We start from the raw sequence: 21,931 nt of genomic DNA on the forward strand, positions 1-21,931 counted from the left end.
GTCCGCGACCCGACCGGGTCGTGTGGTCGGTGCGGGTCGTGTGATCGGTGTGGTTGGTGTGCTCGACCGAACTGTCGTTCATCAGCGCGGACGGGGAGGCGCGGGCCGTGTGGTCCGTGCAGGTCGTGCGGTCGCCGGCGTGGTCCGCGCAGGTCGTGCGGTTGCCCGCGTGACGCTGGTGGTCATGACCGGGGCAGGGCTCACGGCGTGCGCCGGTCTGCTCGCGCCGGGAGCCGAGCCGATGCCGGCGCCGGGAATCGCCCCCGGCGTCGTCGGGGTGGCCGCGCCCGTCGAGCACGCGCCCGGCCCGCAGCCCACGTCGGTGGGCGCGATCACGGGCGAGCACACCCAGGAGTCCGCGGCGGTGGACGTGCAGCCGGCGCCCAGCGGCTCGGCGTCGCGCGGTGCGGACCGGGGGCCGGTGGGTGGTGACGGGTCGGACGGCGGCTCGGGCGGGGCCGGTTCGGGCGGTGGGTCCGGGGACGGCGCCGGTGGTGCCAAGGGTGGCTCCGGGGGTGGTGGTTCCGGGGGCGGTTCGGGCGACGGCGCGGGTGGCGGTCCCGGCGGCGGGGGCGCGGACGACGCACCCGACCTGACCGACCCCGTCCAGTACGCGGCGGCCCTGGAAGAAGCGGTCAACGGTCACCGCACCGCGAACGCGCTGCCCGCCCTGACGCACGACACCTGCGCGTACGACGTGGCACTGGAGCGCGCCCAGGCGCTCGTCGGGCAGGAGCTGGCGCACGCACCGCTCGACCCGATCTTCGAGCGGTGTCCCACGACGGCCGTCGCGGAGAACCTGGCCAAGGGCGGCTGGACGCCCGCCGAGGCCGCGCAGGGCTGGATGGACTCCGACGGGCACCGCGCCAACATCCTGAACGGTGACCTGACCCGCGGCGCGGTCGCGTGCGTCCCCGACGGCGGCGACCCGGCCGCGCCGACCATGATCTGCGCCCACGTCTTCCTCGCCTGATCTTCTCGCCGCTCCTTGCCGGCTCGAGCTGGCGCTCGCTGGCCCGAGCTGGTGTGTGCCCCGCGGAGCGGGCCCGTGTCCGCCCGAGCGGGCCCGTGTCCGCCCGAGCTGGCCCGTGTCCGCCCGAGCGGACCCGCGTTCGCCCGTGGTGCGCTTCTACCCAGTCATTACGCCCAGAATTGGCGGTCGTGCTGGGCGCAATGACTGGGTAGAAGCGCACCATCGCGAGGCGGCGGGGGTTCCGGTTGTGGGCGGTGGGTGGCGGGTGTCGAATCGACGTCGTGCACCGCGACCCGGCCCGCCCCATGCGGCTGATCATGACGGCCTGGGCCTGCCTGACGGCTCCGGTCCGCTCGGCGGTCGCGGTCTGCTTGGCGGTCGCCGTCCGCCCGGCGGTTCCGGTCCGCGCGACGGCAGCCGTCCGTTCGGCGGTTCCGGTCCGCCCGGCGGTTCCGGTCCGCGCGACGGCTCCCGTCCGTTCGGCGGTCGCCGTCCGCCTGCCGGCTCCGCGTCGCTCGGCGCTCGTAGCCCGCTCGACAGTTCCGATCCTCCTCGGTCTAGCCCTGATCGGCGCCCTGCTCACCGGCTGCTCCGGACCCGGCCGCGACACCCGCCCGAGCGACACCGCGGCGAGTCCCGGCGCGACGGCCGATGGGCGGGAGGCGCCGTCGGCCCTCCGCCCCACCTGGACGCCGCCCGCCGGTACCGACCTCGCCGACCGCACCCGGTACGCGGCCGCGCTGGAGGACGGCGTGAATGCCGCCCGCATGCAGCTCGGAGTACCACCGCTGGAGCACGACGACTGCCTCGCCGCCGTCGCCGAGGAGCGAGCGGCCGCGCTGATCGGCGCGGCCGAGCTGACGCATGCGCCCCTGCCGCCCGTGCAGCGGAGCTGCCCCGGCGGCACGATCGCCGCGGAGAACCTCAGCCGCACCGACCGCCCGCCGCAGGACGTGGTGCAGGCCTGGCTGGACTCGCCGACGCACCGGGACAACCTGGTCAGCACCGACCTGCTGCGCGGTGCGATCGGCTGCGTGCGCGACGGCGGGACGACCGGTCTGCCGGTGCTGGTCTGCTCCCACGTGTTCCTCGGCTGAGCAGTTGTCCACAGGCTGTCCGGACGGACCGCGCGCGCCCGTTATCGTGTGAGCCGCGCACCCGCCCGGACCGACCGCAGGAGACACATTGGCGCAGGCGACGACCACCGCCGTCGACCGACCCACCGGACCGGACCCGGAGCACCGCGGCCCCGGCACGGCGGCGGACCCCGCGTCCGGGGGCCACACCTTCCGGACCGACATCAACGGGCTGCGGGCGGTCGCCGTGCTCGCGGTCGTCGTCTACCACGCAGGCCTCGCGGTGCCCGGCGGGTTCACCGGCGTCGACGTCTTCTACGTCATCTCCGGCTATCTCATCAGCTCGCTGCTGCTGCGCGAGGTGGGGCGCAGCGGGACCGTCGACCTGGTCGCGTTCTGGACGCGGCGCATGCGGCGTCTCGTCCCGGCGCTCGCGCTGGTCGTCACCGTCACGCTCGTCGCCTGCCTGGTGCTGCTGTCGCCGCTCGCCTGGCAGAAGATCGCGACCCACGGCGCGGCGGCCATGCTGTTCGTCTCCAACCTGCTGTTCCCCTACCAGGGGCAGGACTACTTCTCCGAGTCCGCCGTCCCCAGCCCCTACCTGCACACCTGGTCGCTGGGCATCGAGGAGCAGTTCTACCTGTTCTGGCCGCTGCTCGTGCTCCTGGCCGTCGCCGTGGCCCGGCGCACCCGCGTCCCGGCCCGGCGCACGCTGCAGATCCTGTTCGCGGGGACGTTCGTCGTCTCGCTGGCCACCTCGGTCTGGCTGACGGCGGTCGCGCCGGACTGGGCGTTCTACATCCTGCCGACCCGGGCGTGGGAGTTCGCGGGCGCGGCCCTCGTCGCCACCCTGCCCTGGGCGCGGCTCGCCGGCGTCGTGCACCTGCGGCCGTGGCTGCTGCGGACCCTGCTCGGCACCGCCGGGTTCGCGCTGCTGGCCCTCTCCTTCGCGTTCGTGCACGAGACCGACCCGTTCCCCGGCACCGTGGCTCTGCTGCCCGTGGGCGGTGCGCTGCTGGTGCTGGCCGCGGGCAGCGTCCCGGCGTCGGCCACCTGGCTGGACCGGGTGCTCGACCTGCCGCTGCTGCAGCGGTTCGGCGACGTCTCCTACTCCTGGTACCTGTGGCACTGGCCGTTCGTGGTCCTCACCACGGCCGCCGTGCAGGACGACGCCGTCTGGATCAAGGTGCTCGCCTCGCTCGCCGCCCTCGGCGCCGCCGTCGCGACCTACCGCTGGGTGGAGAACCCGGTCCGGTTCAGCCCGGCGCTGCGGTCCTGGCGGCGCACCGCCGCCGTCACGCTCGTCATCGGGGTCGCCGTGGGCGGCCTCACCCTCGGCACCCGCGTGGCGACCGCGTCGGTGCTGCAGCGCGAGCCGTACGCCACTGCCGTCGCGGAGCGCGCCGAGCCGGAGCCGTACCCGTGCACGGAGGAGACCACGACGGCGTCGGGCGACGTCGTGTGCCTGCTCGGGGACGTCGACTCCGCGACCACTGTGCTCCTGCTCGGCGACTCCCACACCATGCACTGGATCCCCGCGTTCGACGTCGCGGCGCGCGACGCCGGACTGCGTCTCGCCGTCCGCTGGCGGCACGGGTGCCCGGCCGCCGAGGTGGTCGTGGAGCAGCCCACCGAGCGGGGCTCGTGCCTGCCCTTCCAGGCCGGAACCCTGCGCATCGTCGACGACCTGCGGCCCGACGCCGTCGTCGTGAGCCAGGCCCAGATCTACGCCGACCGCATGCAGCACGCCGACGGGACACGCATGGACGACGCCGAGGTGCGCGCCGCCTGGCGCTCCGCCAACGACGCCCTGTTCGCGCACCTCACCGCCGTCACGCCCCATGTGGTCGCCGTGGTGGACAACCCGCGGCTCGACGTCGACCCGCTCGAATGCCTCACCCGGCCGTGGCCCGGCCTCGGGGACTGCAGCATGACGCGCACCGAGGCGGAGGAGTCCAACGGGGACCTCCCGCGTATCAGCGCCGAAATATGGGCCCAGTACGGTGTCACCACCTGGGACGGGGTCTGGTCCGAGACGTGCGACGACACCACGTGCCGCATCGGAGACACCAGCCACCCCGTCTACCGGGACTTTCACCATCTCAGCGTGGACTACGTGCTGACCCGGACGGACGCCGTGGAGCGGATGCTCACCGGTGTCGTGCGCGGCACGTCGTCGGGCGACAACGGGTAACGAAGGAGAACATCGGAGCATGGCTCACGACCAGGCCCAGGCGCGGGGCGCCATCGACCGGTTCTTCAAGATCAGCGAACGCGGGTCCACGGTGTGGACGGAGGTGCGCGGCGGTCTGGTCACCTTCTTCACGATGAGCTACATCGTCGTGCTGAACCCGCTCATCCTCGGCAGCGTGCCCGACGGGACAGGCCAGTATCTCGGCGGCGGCGAGACGATGGGCGACGTCACGGCCATCGCGGCGGCCACGGCCCTGGTGGCCGGCGTCATGTCGATCCTCATGGGCGTGGTCGCCAACTTCCCGCTGGCGCTCGCGGCGGGGCTCGGCCTGAACGCCGTCGTCGCCTTCTCCGTGGCGGCCCTGCCGGGCATGACCTGGGCGGATGCCATGGGCATCGTGGTGATGGAAGGCCTGGTCATCCTGATCCTGGTGGTCACGGGCTTCCGGGAGGCGGTGTTCGGGGCGGTGCCGCGCGAGCTCAAGATCGCGATCAGCGTGGGCATCGGCCTGTTCATCACGTTCATCGGCGTGTACGACGCCGGCTTCGTGCGCATCCCCGCCTCCCTGGCGACGCCCACCGAGCTGGGCATGGGCGGTTCGCTCGGCGCCTGGCCGCTGTTCGTGTTCGCGTTCGGGGTGCTGCTGGCCGCCGTCCTCGTGGTGCGCAAGGTGCGGGGCGGCATCCTCATCGCGATCGTCGCCTCGACGGTGCTCGCGGTCGTGGTCGAGGCCGTCGGCGGTATCGGCGGGCGCACCGAGGACAACCCGGGCGGCTGGGCGCTGAACGTGCCCGCCCTGCCCGACTCCGTGGTGAAGCTGCCCGACTTCTCGCTGATCGGCCAGTTCTCGCTGCTCGGATCGTTCGAGGCGATCGGGCCCATCGCGGTGATCCTGCTGGTGTTCACGCTCCTCATCGCGGACTTCTTCGACACGATGGGCACGATGGTCGCCATCGGCGGTGAGGCCAAGCTGCTCGACGCCAAGGGCAACCCGCCCCGCACCACGCAGATCCTGGTGGTCGACTCGCTGGCCGCCGTGGCCGGTGGCGCGGGCTCGGTGTCGTCCAACACGGCCTACGTCGAGTCGGCGTCCGGCGTGGGCGACGGCGCCCGCACGGGCCTGGCCGCCGTGACCACCGGTGTGGCGTTCCTGCTCACCACGTTCCTGTCGCCGCTCGTCGAGGTGGTGCCGCACGAGGCCGCGACGCCCGCGCTGGTGATCGTCGGCTTCCTCATGGTCGTGCAGGTCACGGGCATCGACTGGACGGACCTCGAGGTCGCCATCCCGGCGTTCCTCACGATGGTGCTGATGCCGTTCGCGTACTCGATCACGGTGGGCATCGGGGCGGGCGTGATCTCGTTCGTGCTGATCAAGATCACCGTCGGCAAGGCGCGCAAGGTGCACCCCCTGCTGTGGATCGCGGCGCTGCTGTTCGTCGTGTACTTCCTGATGGGCCCGATCCGCGCTGCGGTAGGCATCTGACGCCGCCCGCCCAAAAGTCCGCCGCGAGCAGGCGATCGGGCATGGTTTTCACGGGGAATCCATGCCCGATCGCCTGCTCGCGGCGGACCCTTTGGTAAGAGGCGGGTCAGGCCGCCAGGACCTGCCGCTCCGGCTCCGCTGCCGCTTCCGGGTAGGTCACCTGGAGGTACGGCCGCGGGATGCGGTGCGAGCGGGAGAGGCGGGCGCGGACGCGCACGTGCCACGTCCGGTAGGCCCAGATCGTCGCGACGGCGGTGACCAGCAGCGTCGCGACGGCGCCGATCAGGACCGCGTACCGGGGGCCGAACGTCTCGCCGATCCAGCCCACCACCGGGGAGCCCAGCGGCGTGGTGCCGAGCAGCACCATCATGTAGATCGACATGACGCGGCCGCGCACCTCGGGCGCCACGGAGAGCTGGATCGCGGCGTTGGCCGAGGTCAGCATGGTCAGCGACGCGAACCCCACGGGGATGCACATCAGCAGGTAGCCGAGGTACGTCGGCATGACGGCCTGGATGCCCATGGCGATCGCGAACGCGAACGCCGCACCCAGTACGAGCCGTACGCGCGGACGCTCCCGGCGGGCCGCCAGCAGGGCGCCCGTGAGGGAGCCGATCGCCAGGACGGACCCGAGTATGCCGTACTCGCCAGCTCCCCGGCCGAACTCGACGCGCGCCATCATGGCCGACGTGAGCTGGAAGTTCAGTCCCAGCATGGAGACCACGCCCATGACGACCATGATCACGACGATGTCGCTGCGCCCCCGGATGTAGGCCAGTCCCTCGCGGATCTGGCCCTTGGCACGCGGAGCGGTCGGCAGCACGTGCAGGTCGCGCATGCGGGTGAGCGAGATGATCACGGCACCGAACGCGATGCCGTTGATGACGAACACCCAGCCGGAGCCGACGGCGGCGATGAGCAGGCCTGCCACGCCGGGACCGATGAGCCGCGCGGCGTTGAAGTTGGTCGAGTTGAGCCCGACGGCGTTCGCGAGCCGCTTGGCGGGGACGAGCTGGGCCACGAAGGTCTGGCGCACGGGGCCGTCGATGGCGCTGACCACGCCCAGCAGGGTGGCGAACACGTACACGTGCCACAGCTCGGCCACACCGGACAGCACCAGCGCACCGAGCCCGAGGCCCAGTACGCCCATGCCGCCCTGCGTCATCATCAGGAGCTTGCGGCGGTCGACGCGGTCGGCGAGCAGCCCGGCCCACGCGGACAGGAAGATGTGGGGGATGAACTGCAGTGCGGTGACGATGCCGACGGCGACACCGGAGTTGTTGGTCAGGAGGGTCAGGACGACCCAGTCCTGCGCCACGCGCTGCATCCAGGTGCCGATGTTGGCGACGAGAGCGCTGGCGAACCAGAGACGATAGTTACGGTATTTCAGGCTGGCGAAGGTTGCGCTCATCGAGCGGCGATCCGGATCAGGAGCTCGCTGGCTCCCGCAAGGATCTCTCTCTCCTCTACGGTCAGGGTGGACAGTTGTTTCGTGAGCCAGGCGTCACGGCGACGCCGGGTCTCGGCGACCTCTCGGGCGCCCGCGGGGGTGAGACGGACGACCACCTGCCGACGGTCCGTCGCGTGCTCCACCTTCTCGACGAGGCCGAGCTCGGCCAGGGTGTTCACCGCCCGGGTCATCGACGGCGGCCGGACCCGTTCGTGCTCGGCGAGCGAACCGGGGGACATCTCGCCGTGCTTGTGCAGCACCGTCAGGATCCCGAACTGGCCCTCGGGGAGGTCGGCCTCGCCTCGTTCGGCGCGCAGGCGGCGGGAGATCCGGGTGAGGGCGACGCGCAGGTCGCCCCCGACGGTGGCCGGGTTCCGGCCGGGCTTGCGGGAGCTCGACGACATCTACAGCAGTCTAGATCATTAGCGTGGCTAACGGTACGTGGGTGCGGTCACACGACGAGGCGCCCGCCCCCACGAAGGGGACGGGCGCCTCGTCGTCAGAACGACGGCGGGTCAGACCGAGCGGTGCGTCTGCGCGAACTGCGCGGCGCTCGGCTGCAGCTCCTGCTGCACGTTCTCGTACCGCTGCCCCTGCTCGGTGTGCGCCTTGAGCCGGTTCTCGAACTCGGCCTGCGTGCGCAGCTCCTCCTCGGTGGGCCAGAGGCCGATCCCGAGGATGAGCAGGAACGTCACGACGCTGACGGCCATCACGAGCGGCACGAGCAGCTGCATCGTGGAGGCGCCGGCGGGGACACTGTCCACGGGGTTGACCACGGACACGCCGGCCATGCCGGTGTAGTGCATGCCGGTCACCGCCACGCCCATCACCAGGGTGGCGATGATCGTGGCGAGCGTGCCGCGGATGTGGACGGTGCACCAGAGCGCCGCGGTGGCCGCGACGACGGCGATGATCACCGACGCGATGACGTACACGGGGTTGTAGACGACCTCCGCCGACATCTGCATCGCCTCCATGCCCATGTAGTGCATGGCCGCGACGCCGGCGCCCGCGAGGGCACCGCCGACGAGCATCGCCGGGAGCCGGCGCTTGCCCAGCTCCGTGATGAAGAGGCCCGCACCGACCACGACGATGGCGATCGCCGCGCTCAGCAGGGTCTGGGGAACGTCGTACCTGATGGTCACACCGGAGGCGGAGAAACCCAGCATGGCGACGAAGTGCATCACCCAGATGCCGGTACCGCCGATGGCGATGGCGCCGAACACGAGCCATGCCGCGCGTGCACCGCCTGAAGCCCCTCGGGCGCGGGACGTGCACGCGAGGCCCGTCGCTGCGCCGGTGCACGAGATCGCGTACGCCAGCAACGGCGTGACGATCCCGAATGTGAAGTGGTCGATCACTGGCATGGTGTTGAACAGCCCCTCGAATGGTTCCCTCTGTTGCGGAAACGTTACAGAGTTCCGTTGTCCCGGACAATACGGGGAACCCGCCGTCGAAGGGATATTGCGGACGTGATCGCCCTGGTCAGAGGGTTTCGACGACGTAGTCGACGCACGCCGTGAGGGCGGCGACGTCGGCGGGGTCGACCGCCGGGTACATCCCGACGCGGAGCTGGTTGCGCCCGAGCTTCCGGTACGCGAACACGTCCTGGACGCCGTTGGCGCTCAGCTCCGCGATGACCCGGTCCGCGTCGATCTCGTCGGCCAGGTCGACGGTGCCGACCACCGTGGACCGCTCCTCCGGGCGCGTGACGAACGGCGTGGCCCACTCGCGCGCCTCGGCCCAGGAGTAGAGGGTCTCGGCCGACGTCGCGCTGCGTTCCGCCGCCCACTTCAGCCCGCCCTGGTCGAGCAGCCACTCCACCTGGTCGGCCAGGAGCAGCAGCGTCGCGACCGCGGGGGTGTTGAGGGTCTGGTCCAGCCGCGAGTTCTCGACCGCCGTCGTGAGGGACAGGAACTCCGGCACCCAGCGTCCGGACGCCTCGACACGGGCGGCACGCTCCACGGCCGCGGGGGACAGGACGGCGAGCCACAGGCCGCCGTCGGCCGCGAAGACCTTCTGCGGCGCGAAGTAATAGGCATCGGTCTGGCTCAGGTCCACGGGCAGCGCGCCCGCACCGGACGTCGCGTCGGTGAGCACGAGGGCGCCGTCCGGCCCGGCCGGGCGCACCACCGGGGCCATCGCGCCGGTCGAGGTCTCGTTGTGCGGCGTCGCGTAGGTGTCGACGTCGTCCGCCGGGGCGAGGTAGGCCACCGCGCCGGGCTCGGCGGAGATGACCTGGGACGGCTCCAGGAAGGGCGCGCGCGACGTGGCCCTGGCGAACTTGCCGCCGAACTCGCCGAACTCGGCGTGCTGCGCCTTGCGCTCGACGAGGCACAGCGTGGCGATGTCCCAGAAGGCGGTGGCGCCGCCGTTGCCGAGCGCGACCTCGTACCCGTCGGGCGCGCCGAGCAGCTCCGTGACACCCTCACGGATACGGCGTACCAGGTCCTTCACGGGCGGACGCCGGTGTGAGGTACCGAGCACGTGCGCGTTCGCCACGAGATGATCGACCTGGCCGGGACGTACCTTGGACGGGCCGGAGCCGAATCGGCCGTCGGCGGGCAGCAGCTGTGTCGGGATTGTCAGTGGCACAGAACTAGACTAGAACCTGGGCCGACGCCCGGGCCGTACGTGTCCAGGGCGACTGGGGCGGCTGGGCGCACGACGGGAGCAGACGTGACGGATCTGATCGACACCACCGAGATGTATCTCAAGACCATCTACGAGCTCGACGAGGAAGGCATCACGCCTCTGCGCGCGCGCATCGCGGAGCGTCTGGGGCACTCCGGGCCCACGGTGTCGCAGACGGTCGCGCGCATGGAGCGTGACGGCCTCGTGATCGTGACCGGCGACCGGCACCTCGAGCTGACCGAGCTGGGCCACGACAAGGCGATGCGCGTGATGCGCAAGCACCGCCTCGCGGAGCGCCTGCTGACCGACGTCATCAAGCTCGACTGGGAGCACGTGCACGTCGAGGCCTGCCGCTGGGAGCACGTCATGAGCGACCTCGTCGAGAAGCGCCTGGTGGGCCTGCTCGACCACCCGCACCACGACCCGTACGGCAACCCGATCCCGGGGCTGTCCGAGCTGGGCGAGGCCTACACCGACGTCCCGTTCCTGAGCGGGGTGATCTCGCTGCCGTCGGCGTTCGAGGCGGCGGCGAAGAAGGGCGTCAAGGGCGAGCCGCTCGCGGCGTCGCTCACCCGGATCGCCGAGCCGCTGCAGACCGACGTCGACCTGCTCGCACGCCTGGCGGACGCCGGCCTGGTCCCCGGGTCACGCATCACGGCCGAGCACAGCGACGGCACCTACACCGTGACCGTCGACGGCGCCGACACCGCGCTCGAGCTCGGCGAGGACCTGGCGCGGCACCTCTTCGTCGCCACCGCCTGACGACCGGCGGGCGGCAAGTCCAAACCGTCCGCTTTGTCGGAAAGGTGGCACCGCAGATCCGACACGTCATGGCATTCGTTGCCGGAACGTGACATCAGGTGTGAGGTCCGGTACGTTCGGAACGCTCACACGGAGCTTCATCCGCGAGAGTCCTCGGACGGACGCCGAACTCTGTCACCGGCCGGGGCCCCAAGACGACCGCATGACAGAGGCGGGGGACCCACCATCGGGCGCCAGGGTGCGTCCTCGGGGTGAAGCCGGGCAGTCCTCAGGGAGTGCACGGCCGGGTGATTTCTCCCACCCGAACCCGACAGCTGACCTCGAAGGCGTACAAGGAGAGGTACTACGTGACTGCACGTACGACCCGCGCACGCCATCGGGCTGCGCGACGCCCCGTGACTCCGCTCACCGAGCTCGCCCAGAACGCCGCCGTCGGTCGCCGTACCGCGGTCGCCGCCGCCGGTGGCGCACTCCTCGTCTCGACCTTCGGTGGCGCGATGGCCGCCCAGGCCGCTCCGATGGAGACCGGCCACGCGAAGATGAACTCGGTCGACCTGAACGCGCTGACGACGCAGGCTCGGGAGGCGCTGTCCAACGCCCCCGTGGTGACCGTCGCGCCGGACGCCGAGCTGACCGTCGAGAAGTCCGCGGTCTCCGTGATCTCGGCGGCCGACAACGAGGAGTACCAGGCGGAGCTCGCCGCCGAGGAGGCGGCCGAGGCCGCCGAGGCAGCCGCCGCCGAGGCCGCGGAGGCAGCAGCAGAGGCGGCGGAGACCGCCACCGCGTCGGTTGACGTCCCGGCGTCGGCCATCGGCAACTCCGTGATCTCCATCGCCAGCCGCTACATCGGCGTCCCGTACGTCTCCGGCGGCGCCAGCCCGAGCGGCTTCGACTGCTCCGGCTTCACCCAGTACGTCTACGGCCAGCTCGGCATCTCGCTGCCGCACTCGTCGTCCTCGCAGCCGGGCTACGGCACCATCGTGCCGGCCTCCGAGGCGCAGCCGGGCGACCTGATGTGGACCCCGGGCCACGTCTCCATCTACGCCGGCGGCAACACCATGATCGACGCCTCCAAGCCGGGCACCGTGGTCGACTTCCGCCCGATCTGGCAGTCGAACCCGACGTTCGTCCGCATGGGCTGACCCCCGCGGGTCGTACAGAGCGCCCGTCCGCCGCCCCGTGCCGGGGTGTGCGGGCGGGCGCTCTGGTATGAGGTTCCTGGTACCGCGTCCCATGAGGGCGCCGCCGCCGGTAGCGTTGGGAGTGCAAGGGTGCACTGCCGAGGAAAGGGCTGGGCGATGACACGATCCGAGGTCGTACTGGTCGGGGTGGACGGATCGGCCGCGAGCCTGCACGCGTTGGACTGGGCCACCGCCTACGCGCACCGCGTGGGCTGGTCGCTGCACATCGTGTGCAGCTACTCGCTGCCGTCGTTCACGGCGGCGTCGCTCGACGGGGGCTACGCGGCCCTCGACGACACCACCATCCAGGAGGGCGCGAAGTCCGTCCTTGCCGAGGCGGAGGCCCGCGTCGCCGACGCCGGGGTCCGCGCCACCACGGAGGTGGCCACGGGCGACGCGGCGGGCGTGCTCGTCGAGCTGTCGGCGGACTACGGCCTCGCCGTCGTCGGAACCCGCGGCCGGGGCGGTTTCACGGAACGCCTGCTGGGTACGGTGTCGTCGGCGCTGCCGGCCCACGCGCAGTGTCCTGTCGTCGTGGTCCCGCTGCGGGCCGAGGCGAACCGGGGTGTCCCCTGGAACACGCCCGACGCCGGAACGCCGGCGTCGGGCACGGAGCCGACGGGCGTCGCGCCCGGGGCGGCGGAGATCCGGGAGGTGCGGCGCATCGTCGTCGGCGTGGACGGGTCGCCGCAGGCCGAGCGGGCGCTGCAGCACGCGATCGTGCAGGCCAACGCGTGGGGTGCCGAGCTGACCGCCGTGACCGGGGTGCCCGTCGGCAACACCGGGTTCCTGGCGTGGCTGCCCTCGTCCATCGACCGCGAGCAGGTGCTGGCGGACGTCGGCGCCGGGATGGACGTCCTGGTCGACCGGTACGAGGCGGAGAACCCAGGGCTGCGGATCCGGCGGATCGTGCTCGACGGCACGGGGGCCGAGCTGCTCACGGAGTTCTCGACGGCGTCGGACCTCGTCGTGGTGGGTTCACGCGGCCGCGGCGGGTTCCGCGGGCTGCTGCTGGGCTCGACCAGCCAGGCCGTGCTGCACCACTCGGCGTGCCCGGTCCTGGTGATCAACAAGCACTGCCAGGACTGACCTCTCCGGCGTCCTGCACAGGTCAGGCGCCCAGGTCACCGGAGTGACCTGGGCGCCTGACGCGTGAGCGGGTCAGGGCCGGGCAGCCTCCGCGGCGGCCAGGAGGACGCACGTCGCCACGCCGTCCATCGCCGCGCGGACCTCGTCCAGCGGCGGCATCGAGGGGGCGAGGCGCACGTTCTTGTTCTCCGGGTCCTTCCCGTACGGATGCGTGGCGCCGGCCGGCGTGAGCGCGATGCCCGCTTCCTTGGCGAGCTGCACCACGCGCGACGCCGTGCCCGGCGCGACGTCGAGCGACACGAAGTAGCCGCCCTTCGGCTCCGTCCACGACGCGATGCCGTACCCGCCCAGGCGCTCGGCGAGGATCTGCACCACCGCCTCGAACTTGGGCGCCAGGATCTCGCGGTGCTTGCGCATGTGCGCGCGGACGCCGTCGGCCGAGCCGAAGAACATGGCGTGCCGCAGGTGGTTGACCTTGTCCGGGCCGATCGACGCGACCGACAGGTGCTTCTTGTACCAGGCGATGTTGGCCGGCGAGCTGCCGAGGAACGCGACGCCCGAACCCGCGAACGTGATCTTGGACGTGGACGCGAACAGGAACACGCGGTCCGGGTGGCCGGCCTCCGCGGCCAGTGCGAGGGCGTTCGGGCTGGTCACCTCGTCGTCTGTCAGGTGGTGGACGGCGTAGGCGTTGTCCCACATGATCCGGAAGTCCGGTGCGGCGGCGGGCATCGAGACGAGCGCGCGGGCGACGTCCTCGGTGATGACGGCGCCGTCCGGGTTGGAGTACGTGGGGACCACCCACATGCCCTTGATCGTCGGGTCGTCCGCGACGAGTGCCGCCACGGCCTCGGCGTCGGGCCCGTCCGCCGTCATCGGCACCGGGATCATCTCGATGCCGAGCGACTCGCAGATCGAGAAGTGCCGGTCGTAGCCCGGCACCGGGCAGATCCAGCGCACCTTCTCCTCGCGTGCCCACGGCTTCGGGGACTCGGGGAAGCCGAACAGCTCGGCGAACGCGACGACGTCGTGCATCGAGGTCAGCGACGCGTTGCCGCCCGCGAGGAGCTGCTCCACCGGCACGTCGAGCAGCTCGGCGAAGATGCGGCGGATCGCGAGGCCGCCGTCGAGGCCGCCGTAGTTGCGCGTGTCCGTGCCCGTGTCGTCGGTGTGGGTGCCGACGCCCGGCAGGGCCAGCATCGCCTCGGCGAGGTCGAGCTGCTCCGCCGACGGCTTGCCGCGCGTGAGATCCAGCTTCAGGCCCTTGGCCTGAAGGTCCGCGTAGGCCTGCTGGAGCTCGGCCAGGGCCGGAAGTGTTGCTGTCGGAGACGACGTCGTAGTGGTCACCTCCCGGAGCCTACGCTCAGCCGGCGGTCGGTGACAGTTCGGAGCGCCCACCCGTGCCGCCGGCCGGAGCACTGCCCTCGGCGGTCCCGGTGGCGTCGCCGGCCGCCGGGCCCTTGCCGTCCTCGGCCGGGGCCGGTGCGGCCTTGCGCCGGGAGGGGCGGGGCCGCCGGGGGAGCCGCTTCGCGAGCGGGGTCTTGGCCGACGGCGCGCTCGCCGCGGAGGGCGTCGCGGTGGCGTCGGCCGGGCCGGGACCGGGCTCGGTGGTGGGCTCAGAACTGGGCTCGGTGGTGGGCCCAGAACTGGGCTCGGTGGTGGGCTCGGTGGCGGATGGCGCGTCGGAGGCTTCGTCTGCGGTTGCCGCTGTCGCGGGGACCTCGCCCGCGGTTGCCTCATCGGTGGCCTCGTCTGCGGGCGCCTCTGTTGCGGACGCCTCGTCTGCGGGCGCCAGCTCCGCAGATGCCTTGTCCGTCGGTACCTCTTCCACCGATGCGCCGTCCGCGGGTGTGTCCTGCGGCTGCGCGTCATCCTGGGGAGCGGCCGCGGACACCTCGCCGGCCGTCCCGCCCCCGGCGGCACCCTCGGGCGTGGCCTCAGCGCCCTCTGCCTCGCCATCCGCGGCGGGCTTTTCGCCCGCCCCGGGCTCCTCGCCTGCCCCGGGCTCCCCGGCCGCGCCGGGCGCCGCCGCGCCGCCCCCCTGTTCCTCGCGGAGCGCGAGCAGCGACTCCTCCAGGATGTCGAGCGCCATCTCCAGCTCGGGCTGCACGATCGACAGCGGCGGCGACAGGCGGATCGTCGTGCCGTGCGTGTCCTTCGCGAGCACGCCGCGCTCCAGCAGCGCCTCGCACAGCTCGCGTCCGGTGCCGAGGGCCGGGTCAAGATCGATGCCCGCCCACAGTCCCACCGTGCGGGCCTCGGTGAGGAGACCACGCTCCACCAGCGCGTCGAGCCGCGCCTTGAGCACCCTGCCCGACGCCGCGGCCCGCGCCTGGTACTGCCCGGTCGAGAGCAGGTCGAGCGCGGCGATGCCCACCGCGCAGGCCAGTGGGTTGCCGCCGAACGTCGAGCCGTGGGTGCCCGGGGTCAGGACGCCGAGGATCTCCGGCCTGCCGACCACCGCCGAGACCGGCACGATGCCGCCCCCGAGCGCCTTGCCGAGACAGACCAGGTCCGGCCGCACGTCCCAGAGCTCGCACGCGAGCGTGGTGCCGGTGCGGCCCAGGCCCGACTGGACCTCGTCGGCGACCAGGGCGATGTCCCGCTGCGCGGTGAGCTCGCGCACGCCGGGCCAGTAGTCGTCGGGCGGCACCACGACGCCGGCCTCGCCCTGCACCGGCTCCAGCAGCACGGCCACGGTGGTGTCGTCCACGGCGTCGGCCAGTGCGGCGAGGTCGCCGAACGGGACCCGGCGGAACCCGGGCGCGAAGGGGCCGAAGCCGTCGCGGGACGCCGGGTCGTCCGACAGGCCGACCAGCGTGGTGGTGCGGCCGTGGAAGTTGCCGTCGGCGACGACGATCGTCGCCTGGTCCTCCGGCACGCCGCGCACGTCGTAGCCCCACTTGCGGACCGCCTTGATCGCGGTCTCCACGGCCTCGGCGCCGGTGTTCATCGGCACCACGAGGCTGTCCTCGCCGCCGGTCGTCAGCGGTCCGACGACCTCGACGAGCCGCTGCGCGAACTCCTCGAGCCGGTCGTGGTCGAACGCGCGCGACGTGAGCGTCACCTGGCGCAGCTGCGACATCGCGGCGGCGACCAGCCCCTGGTGCAGGTGCCCGAAGTTCAGGGCGGAGTACCCCGACAGGAAGTCGAGGAACTCGTTGCCGTCCGTGTCCCACACGTGGGTGCCATGGGCCCGCGCGATGGTGATGGGCAGGGGGTGGTACGTCGGAGCGAGTGCGCCGTGCGTCGTGTCCGCCATGCACCGCAGCCTAGAGCGGGTCCTGCGATCGCGCCGGTCAACGGCATATACCGGGCCGCCCGACGCCGGGCCCGGGCTACTTCTGCTCGATGACCCGGGGGAAGCGCTCCGGCGGGGCGCCGAACGCGACCCGGGACTGCGCGATCACGGTGTGGCCGAGGGCACGCGCCCCGAACACGCCCACGACCGCCCCGATGCCGAACGGCAGGATGCGGCCCAGCATGAGGCTGCCCTGCTTGGCGACCTGCCGCTGGACGAACCGGTGCGTCAGCGCCTTGTTCACGCGGTGCAGCGTGGTGCGCGGCATGCTCGTGAGCAGCACCTTGCCCCAGGCGACGCCCGATCCGCCGATGGCGTCCTCCACGTCCTGTGCGCCCTTGTCGCCGAGCACCGTGGCCAGGAGCAGCGCCCGACGGCGCGGGACGTCCTGGACGTCGATGCCGTGCACGTCCGCCACCGCGAGCGAGAACGCCGCCGACGAGGCGAAGAACGTCGCGATGTCGCTCGTGGACAGGGCGATGCCCGCCGCGGTGCCGACCGCGGGGATGGCCGCGGCCGCGCCGACGGCACCGCCCGTGGTCTGGATGACGCGCAGGTACTCCTTCTCCAGGAGCTTGACGATCTGGGCCGGGGTGGCGTCGGGGTTCCTGGCCCGCACCTTGTCCACATGCTTGTGGATGGTCGCCGACGGGATCGTGACCGCCCGGTCGACCAGGTAGTCGAGCGGGCTGTCCGGCTTGTACCTGACCCAGTCCGCCGGGGTCACCTCGACCGACTCGTCCGGCTTGACGATCGCGTCACCCGGTACGGCCTGCCCGTTCGGTCCTGAGGCGGTCACTTTCTCGTCGGCCATGTCAGCCCTCCGTCGGCTGCTCGAAGATCGCGTCCGGGATCTGGGCGCCGGCCTTGAGCGTACGGCCGACGGTGCATGCCTTGTCGATCGACCGCTGGGCGATCGTCAGGAGCTTCGCACGGTCCTCCTCGTCGAGCATGGAGAGGTCGATCTCGAACCTCTCCGTGAGCACCGGGTACCGGTCCTCCGACACGAGCTTCGGGTCCTCGACGCGGATCGTGGTCCGGTAGTCGTCACCGAGCCGCCGCGCGAACGCCTTGTCGCTGCTCATGCCGGCGCACGCGGCGAGCGCGATCTTCAGCAGCTCGCCCGGCGTGAACACGGCTCCCGCCTCGGCCGGGCCGATGTCGACGCGCGCGCCCCGGGCCGAGAAGCCCGTGTAGGTGCGGGTGCCGTTGCGCTCCACCCACAGCGGGTCCGTGGGCGAGGGCGTCGCGGCATCGGCTGCGCGCGTGGCGTCCGAGGTGGTGGTCTGCTCCGTCATGAGGGTCATCCTTCCACTGGTCACCGACACGGTCACGGAGCCGGGTCGTACGGCCCGGTCGGTCGGCCCGGTGTTCAACGCAGACGAGGTCCGCAACGTTCCCGCGGGCGGACGCGTTCGGCGGGCGGAGCAGGTCGGCCGCTGCGACGATCGTCTCCATGACGGAGAAGGCGAGCGACGGGCCCTGGGCGACCGGCCCGGCAGCGGGCGGTCCCAGCGGCACCGGCGCGCCCGGCGGCACCGGCGCGCCCGGCAGCGGTGCCGGTGCGCCCGGCAGCGGTGCCGGTGCGCGATGGCGACCGGACTGGCGCGACGTCGTCAAGCGGCTGCTCGGCGTCGTGGCCGTGATCGTGGCCGTGTGGCTGGTCTACCTGTTCCTGTCGGCGTTCCTGCCGCGCTGGTGGGCCCAGGTGATCGGGAACGCGGTGGACGGCTCCTTCGCCGCGGGGGCCTGGTGGGGCCTGGTCGTCGGGGCGGTGTTCACGATCGTGCCGCTGCTCCTGGTCACCCAGGCGGCCCTGCCGAACCGGTCCTGGCCGGTGCGGGGCGGGTTCGTGGTGGCAGCCGCGCTCTTCGCGGTGCCCAACCTGCTGACGCTGGGCATCGTGCTGGGCACGTCGTCCGCGGCGCACGCCGGTGAGCGGATCCTCGACGTCGACGGCCCCGCCTTCCGGGGCGGCAGCGCGTGGGGCGCGGTGCTGGGCGCTCTGGTGGCGATCGTCGTCGTCACGATGAGCGCGCTGTACCGCCGTCGTGGCCGGCACCTGCGCGAGCTGCGGGCGCAGCAGGAGGGCCGGCAGCAGCGCTGACCCCGCGACGGTCGGGTCGCGGTCAGGACAGGACCTGCGCCGGGTCGTGCCCGAGGTCACGGACCAGCGCTTCCATGGCCGCCTGCCGATGCCTGCGGCGCAGGTCCCGCCAGACCGGCACGGGGACGGGCCGCACCACGACGGCGTTCGGGTCGCCGTCCGCCCCGATGTGCAGGGCGTCCATCGAGCTGAGCCCGATCCGGGTGAGCACCACCCGGACCTCGCCGGCGCCCGGCCGCGGCACCGACCACAAAGGTTCCTGCCCGTCCCGTCCCCAGAGCTCGACCCGGTCGGGGAGCAGCACCAGCACGGTGTGCCTCGACCCGTCGGGCCGGATGGCCCGCTGGTCCACGCCGAGCCGGGCCGCGGTCTCGACCATCGACGTGGCGGGCACGGTGAGCACCGCCGTCGCGCCGGGTCGCCGGCCGGCCACCTGCCGGAGCGCGCCGCGGGTGCGCGAGTCGAGGATCGCGTAGACCACCGCCACGATCACCACGACGGCGACCAGCCCGACCGCGACCGGCCACAACGCCGACGCCCCCGCGATCCCGCCGGCGAGGCGGATCGCCGCGGCGAGACCCACCGCGACCACCGCCACCCACAGCACCGGCGAACGCTTGACCCGTGAACCCACCTGCTCAGGCATGCAGCCCCTCCTCGTCGGTGCCGCCGAGTATGGCAGGTGCGGGACGTCTCGCTCCACGACCGGGGCGTACCGGTCCGCGAGCCGGGAGGGCAGCCTGGCCCGGGTGCGGCATAGGCTGGCCGCATGACCGTGATCGAGACCCCGTACGAGGACCTGCTCCGCGACGTGCTGGCCACCGGCACCCGCAAGGGCGACCGGACCGGTACGGGTACGCGCAGCGTCTTCGGCCGGCAGATCCGGTACGACCTCGCGCAGGGCTTCCCCCTGATCACCACCAAGCGCGTGCACCTCAAGTCGGTGGTCTACGAGCTGCTGTGGTTCCTGCGTGGCGACTCCAACGTCCGCTGGCTGCAGGAGCGCGGCGTCAAGATCTGGGACGACTGGGCCGACGAGTCGGGCGAGCTGGGCCCGGTCTACGGCGTCCAGTGGCGCTCCTGGCCCACGCCCGACGGCGGCCACGTGGACCAGATCGCGAAGGTCGTGGAGCAGATCCGCACCAACCCGGATTCGCGGCGGCACGTCGTCACGGCGTGGAACCCGGCCGAGGTGGACGACATGGCTCTCCCGCCGTGCCACGCCCTGTTCCAGTTCTACGTGGCGGACGGCAGGCTGAGCTGCCAGCTCTACCAGCGCTCCGCCGACCTGTTCCTGGGCGTCCCGTTCAACATCGCCTCGTACGCGCTGCTCACGCACATGGTCGCGGCGCAGACCGGGCTCGAGGTCGGCGAGTTCGTCTGGACGGGCGGTGACGTGCACATCTACGACAACCACGTGGAGCAGGTCGAGACGCAGCTCGCCCGCGACCCCTACCCGTACCCGTCGCTCCGCCTCGCCCCGCGCGACTCGATCTTCGACTACGAGTACGAGGACGTCGAGGTGCTGGGCTACGTCTCGCACCCCACCATCAAGGCACCGATCGCGGTCTGATGATCGGGCTCATCTGGGGACAGGCGCGCGACGCCGCCGGCCGGCCGGTCATCGGCGCCGGTGGTGACATCCCGTGGCGCGTTCCCGAGGACTTCGCGCACTTCAAGCAGACCACCGCGGGCCACCCCGTCGTCATGGGCCGGCTCACGTGGGAGTCACTGCCGAAGCGCCCGCTGCCCGGGCGCACCAACATCGTGGTCTCCTCGCACGGCCCGCACGGGGTGCCGGACGCCGGGGGCGACGTCGTCGCGGCCGGCACGCTCGGCGAGGCGCTGGCGGTCGCCGCGGACGCGCCCGGCGGCGACGAGACCTGGGTGATCGGCGGTTCCCAGATCTACAGCGAGGCGCTCCCGGTGGCCGACCTGCTGGACGTCTGCGAGATCAACACCGAGGTCGAGGGCGACGCCTTCGCCCCCGAGATCGGGCCGGAGTGGGCGGTCGCCTCCGCGACGGAGTGGACGACGTCGTCCTCCGGGCTCCGGTTCCGGCACCTGCGCTACACGCGCGCGGAGTGACGCCGCCGCCCAGGTGACCACCGGCGAGGCGCCCGCGCCCGCCCTGCGTCAGCGGGCCTGACGGGGCGCGGGCGCCGGCGTCGCAGATCAGACCAGGTCGCGGACCGCTGCGTACTGCTCGCGGACGACCGGCTTCGGGTCGGCCTCCAGCGTGGTCGCGATCGTCGTCGACCAGGCGGGCGCGGCGACGTCGTCGGTCCCGCCCGCCGCCGCGAGCGTCCACGCCGCCTGGCGCGCGGCGCCGTCGGCCACGTACTCGCCGGGCTCCGGGATGCTGATCGGCAGGCCGAAGACCTGGGGGGCGATCTGCTGCACGGCCGGCGACTGCGCCGCGCCGCCGATCAGCATCACGCGCTCGACGGAGACGCCCTGGGCCCGCAGGGCGTCCAGGCCGTCCGCGAGGCCCGAGAGCATGCCCTCGATGTAGGCGCGGGCCAGGTGCGGACGCGTCGACGTGGCGAGGCGGATGCCGTGCAGCGTGCCGGTGGCGTCGGGCCGGTTGGGCGTGCGCTCGCCCTCCAGGTACGGGACCAGGACGAGGCCGTCGGACCCGGGCGGGGCCTGGAGAGCCAGCTCGGCCAGCTCGTCGAAGTTCACGTCGAGCACGGCACGGGCCGCGTCCAGCACGCGCGCCGCGTTGAGCGTGACGGCGAGCATGAGCGCGTTGCCGGTCGCGTCGGCGAAGCCGTTGATCGCGCCGGACCCGTCGGCGGTGCGCTGCGGCGCGACGGCGGAGACCACGCCCGAGGTGCCGATCGAGATGGCGATGTCGCCCGGCGTCATGCCGAGCCCGAGGGAGGCCCCGGCGTTGTCGCCCGCGCCGGGCCCGATCAGGGCGCCGCCCTCGACCTCGGAACCGGCGACGCTCGGGTGCGCCACGGCACCCGCCTCGGTCACGCCGACCACGCGCGGCAGCACGACGTCGGTCCGCCCCAGGGCGCGTTCGAGCAGGTCAGGTCGGTACTGACCGGTCGAGGCGTCGTAGTAGCCGGTGCCCGACGCGTCCGACCGGTCGGTGAAGAGCTTGTCGAGCTGCGGTCCGAGCGGAGCGGTCGGGTCGTCCGCCGGGCCGTAGCCCGCGATGCGCCAGGACAGCCAGTCGTGGGGGAGCGCCACGGCGGCGACGCGTGCCGCGTTCTCGGGCTCGTTGTCGCGCAGCCAGCGGAGCTTGGTGATCGTCAGGGAGGCCACGAGCACGGATCCGACGGCGTCGGCCCAGGCCTGGGCGCCCGCCTCGCGGTCACCGTCGCCCAGCTCGCTGATCAGGGTCTCGGCCGACGGCGCGGAGCGGGTGTCGTTCCACAGGAGGGCGTCGCGGACCACTCGTCCCTCGGCGTCGAGGGCGACCATGCCGTGCTGCTGGCCGCCTACGGCGAGGGCCGCGACGTCGGACAGGCCGCCGGCAGCGGCAGCCGCCTCGCCGAAGGCGTCCCACCAGTGCTGCGGGTCCACCTCCGTGCCGTCCGGGTGCTTGGCGGAACCGGTGCGGACCAGCGCGCCGGTCTCGGCGTCGCGCACGACGATCTTGCAGGACTGCGTGGACGTGTCCACGCCGGCGACGAGGGGCATCGGTGCTCCAGGAAGTTCAGGGAA

The 21,931-nt window shown here is 72.6% G+C and carries 20 protein-coding genes and 1 riboswitch; of the genes, 10 read left to right on the forward strand and 10 right to left on the reverse strand.

The features are described 5' to 3' along the window. Positions 1 to 184: 184 nt before the first annotated feature. The 4 genes from ACO229_RS24420 to ACO229_RS24435 all read left to right on the forward strand — a co-directional run bounded on the left by ACO229_RS24420 (position 185) and on the right by ACO229_RS24435 (position 5,726). Complete coding sequence (locus ACO229_RS24420; protein WP_423463045.1) at positions 185 to 973, forward strand: CAP domain-containing protein; 789 nt, start codon at positions 185 to 187, stop codon at positions 971 to 973. Between the two features lie 281 nt (positions 974 to 1,254). Further along, positions 1,255 to 2,070 (forward strand): CAP domain-containing protein, encoded by an 816-nt coding sequence (locus ACO229_RS24425; protein WP_397430925.1) that lies wholly within the window; start codon positions 1,255 to 1,257, stop codon positions 2,068 to 2,070. Positions 2,071 to 2,158: 88 nt separating this feature from the next. After that, a complete protein-coding gene (locus tag ACO229_RS24430) occupies positions 2,159 to 4,243 on the forward strand; it encodes an acyltransferase family protein (protein ID WP_423463046.1) in 2,085 nt (694 codons plus the stop codon). Between the two features lie 19 nt (positions 4,244 to 4,262). Then, positions 4,263 to 5,726: an NCS2 family permease gene (locus tag ACO229_RS24435; RefSeq protein ID WP_423463047.1), complete on the forward strand. Its 1,464-nt coding sequence runs from the start codon at positions 4,263 to 4,265 to the stop codon at positions 5,724 to 5,726. Between the two features lie 106 nt (positions 5,727 to 5,832). Here ACO229_RS24435 and ACO229_RS24440 read toward each other — a convergent pair whose 3' ends face one another. The 4 genes from ACO229_RS24440 to serC form a co-directional block, all read right to left on the reverse strand. After that, positions 5,833 to 7,137: an MFS transporter gene (locus ACO229_RS24440; protein WP_423463048.1), complete on the reverse strand. Its 1,305-nt coding sequence runs from the start codon at positions 7,135 to 7,137 to the stop codon at positions 5,833 to 5,835. Next, positions 7,134 to 7,580, reverse strand: coding sequence for a MarR family winged helix-turn-helix transcriptional regulator (locus ACO229_RS24445; protein ID WP_397413432.1), 447 nt, complete (start codon positions 7,578 to 7,580; stop codon positions 7,134 to 7,136). Before ACO229_RS24445 ends, ACO229_RS24440 begins: the two co-directional genes overlap by 4 nt. Before the next feature lie 111 nt (positions 7,581 to 7,691). Continuing rightward, positions 7,692 to 8,543, reverse strand: a complete 852-nt coding sequence (locus ACO229_RS24450) for an MHYT domain-containing protein (RefSeq protein ID WP_397430920.1) — start codon at positions 8,541 to 8,543, stop codon at positions 7,692 to 7,694. Positions 8,544 to 8,661: 118 nt separating this feature from the next. Further along, positions 8,662 to 9,765, reverse strand: a complete 1,104-nt coding sequence (serC, locus tag ACO229_RS24455) for a phosphoserine transaminase (protein ID WP_397413492.1) — start codon at positions 9,763 to 9,765, stop codon at positions 8,662 to 8,664. 90 nt (positions 9,766 to 9,855) lie between these two features. Between serC and ACO229_RS24460 the strand changes: the two genes are divergently transcribed. From ACO229_RS24460 to ACO229_RS24470, 3 genes are all read left to right on the forward strand, one after another. Then, positions 9,856 to 10,572 carry a metal-dependent transcriptional regulator gene (locus tag ACO229_RS24460; RefSeq protein ID WP_397413434.1) on the forward strand — a complete coding sequence of 239 codons (717 nt, stop codon included), beginning with the start codon at positions 9,856 to 9,858 and terminating at the stop codon, positions 10,570 to 10,572. A gap of 157 nt (positions 10,573 to 10,729) precedes the next feature. Beyond that, a riboswitch (cyclic di-AMP (ydaO/yuaA leader) is annotated at positions 10,730 to 10,917 on the forward strand. Between the two features lie 50 nt (positions 10,918 to 10,967). Next, the gene (locus tag ACO229_RS24465) at positions 10,968 to 11,714 is read left to right on the forward strand and encodes a C40 family peptidase (RefSeq protein WP_397430919.1); all 747 of its coding nucleotides are present in this window, start codon (positions 10,968 to 10,970) and stop codon (positions 11,712 to 11,714) included. A 156-nt stretch (positions 11,715 to 11,870) separates the two neighbouring features. Next, the gene (locus ACO229_RS24470; protein ID WP_423463049.1) at positions 11,871 to 12,842 is read left to right on the forward strand and encodes a universal stress protein; all 972 of its coding nucleotides are present in this window, start codon (positions 11,871 to 11,873) and stop codon (positions 12,840 to 12,842) included. A 72-nt stretch (positions 12,843 to 12,914) separates the two neighbouring features. Here the strand turns inward: ACO229_RS24470 and ACO229_RS24475 are convergent, their stop codons facing one another. From ACO229_RS24475 to ACO229_RS24490, 4 genes are all read right to left on the reverse strand, one after another. Beyond that, on the reverse strand, positions 12,915 to 14,189 hold the full coding sequence (locus tag ACO229_RS24475) for an aminotransferase class I/II-fold pyridoxal phosphate-dependent enzyme (RefSeq protein WP_423463050.1): 1,275 nt from the start codon (positions 14,187 to 14,189) through the stop codon (positions 12,915 to 12,917). Between the two features lie 16 nt (positions 14,190 to 14,205). Then, entirely contained in the window at positions 14,206 to 16,104 is a 1,899-nt protein-coding gene (gene rocD, locus ACO229_RS24480; protein ID WP_423463051.1) for an ornithine--oxo-acid transaminase, read from the reverse strand. A gap of 76 nt (positions 16,105 to 16,180) precedes the next feature. After that, complete coding sequence (locus ACO229_RS24485) at positions 16,181 to 16,957, reverse strand: hypothetical protein (RefSeq protein WP_423463052.1); 777 nt, start codon at positions 16,955 to 16,957, stop codon at positions 16,181 to 16,183. 1 nt (position 16,958) lies between these two features. Continuing rightward, a complete protein-coding gene (locus ACO229_RS24490; RefSeq protein ID WP_397413441.1) occupies positions 16,959 to 17,441 on the reverse strand; it encodes an OsmC family protein in 483 nt (160 codons plus the stop codon). A gap of 158 nt (positions 17,442 to 17,599) precedes the next feature. On the opposite strand from ACO229_RS24490, the gene ACO229_RS24495 reads away from it, so the two are divergent. Then, positions 17,600 to 18,250, forward strand: coding sequence for a hypothetical protein (locus ACO229_RS24495; protein WP_423463053.1), 651 nt, complete (start codon positions 17,600 to 17,602; stop codon positions 18,248 to 18,250). A gap of 22 nt (positions 18,251 to 18,272) precedes the next feature. Here ACO229_RS24495 and ACO229_RS24500 read toward each other — a convergent pair whose 3' ends face one another. After that, positions 18,273 to 18,896, reverse strand: coding sequence for a hypothetical protein (locus ACO229_RS24500; RefSeq protein ID WP_423463054.1), 624 nt, complete (start codon positions 18,894 to 18,896; stop codon positions 18,273 to 18,275). Between the two features lie 123 nt (positions 18,897 to 19,019). Here ACO229_RS24500 and ACO229_RS24505 point away from each other — a divergent pair, with 123 nt between their 5' ends. After that, the gene (locus ACO229_RS24505; RefSeq protein ID WP_397413446.1) at positions 19,020 to 19,823 is read left to right on the forward strand and encodes a thymidylate synthase; all 804 of its coding nucleotides are present in this window, start codon (positions 19,020 to 19,022) and stop codon (positions 19,821 to 19,823) included. Further along, positions 19,823 to 20,338: a dihydrofolate reductase gene (locus ACO229_RS24510; protein ID WP_397413448.1), complete on the forward strand. Its 516-nt coding sequence runs from the start codon at positions 19,823 to 19,825 to the stop codon at positions 20,336 to 20,338. The genes ACO229_RS24505 and ACO229_RS24510 overlap by 1 nt, the downstream gene beginning before the upstream one ends. A gap of 87 nt (positions 20,339 to 20,425) precedes the next feature. Here ACO229_RS24510 and xylB read toward each other — a convergent pair whose 3' ends face one another. Next, the gene (xylB, locus tag ACO229_RS24515; RefSeq protein WP_397413449.1) at positions 20,426 to 21,907 is read right to left on the reverse strand and encodes a xylulokinase; all 1,482 of its coding nucleotides are present in this window, start codon (positions 21,905 to 21,907) and stop codon (positions 20,426 to 20,428) included. Between the last annotated feature and the right edge of the window lie 24 nt (positions 21,908 to 21,931).

It is taken from the genome of Promicromonospora sp. MS192, from assembly GCF_049532985.1.
Lineage (GTDB): Bacteria > Actinomycetota > Actinomycetes > Actinomycetales > Cellulomonadaceae > Promicromonospora.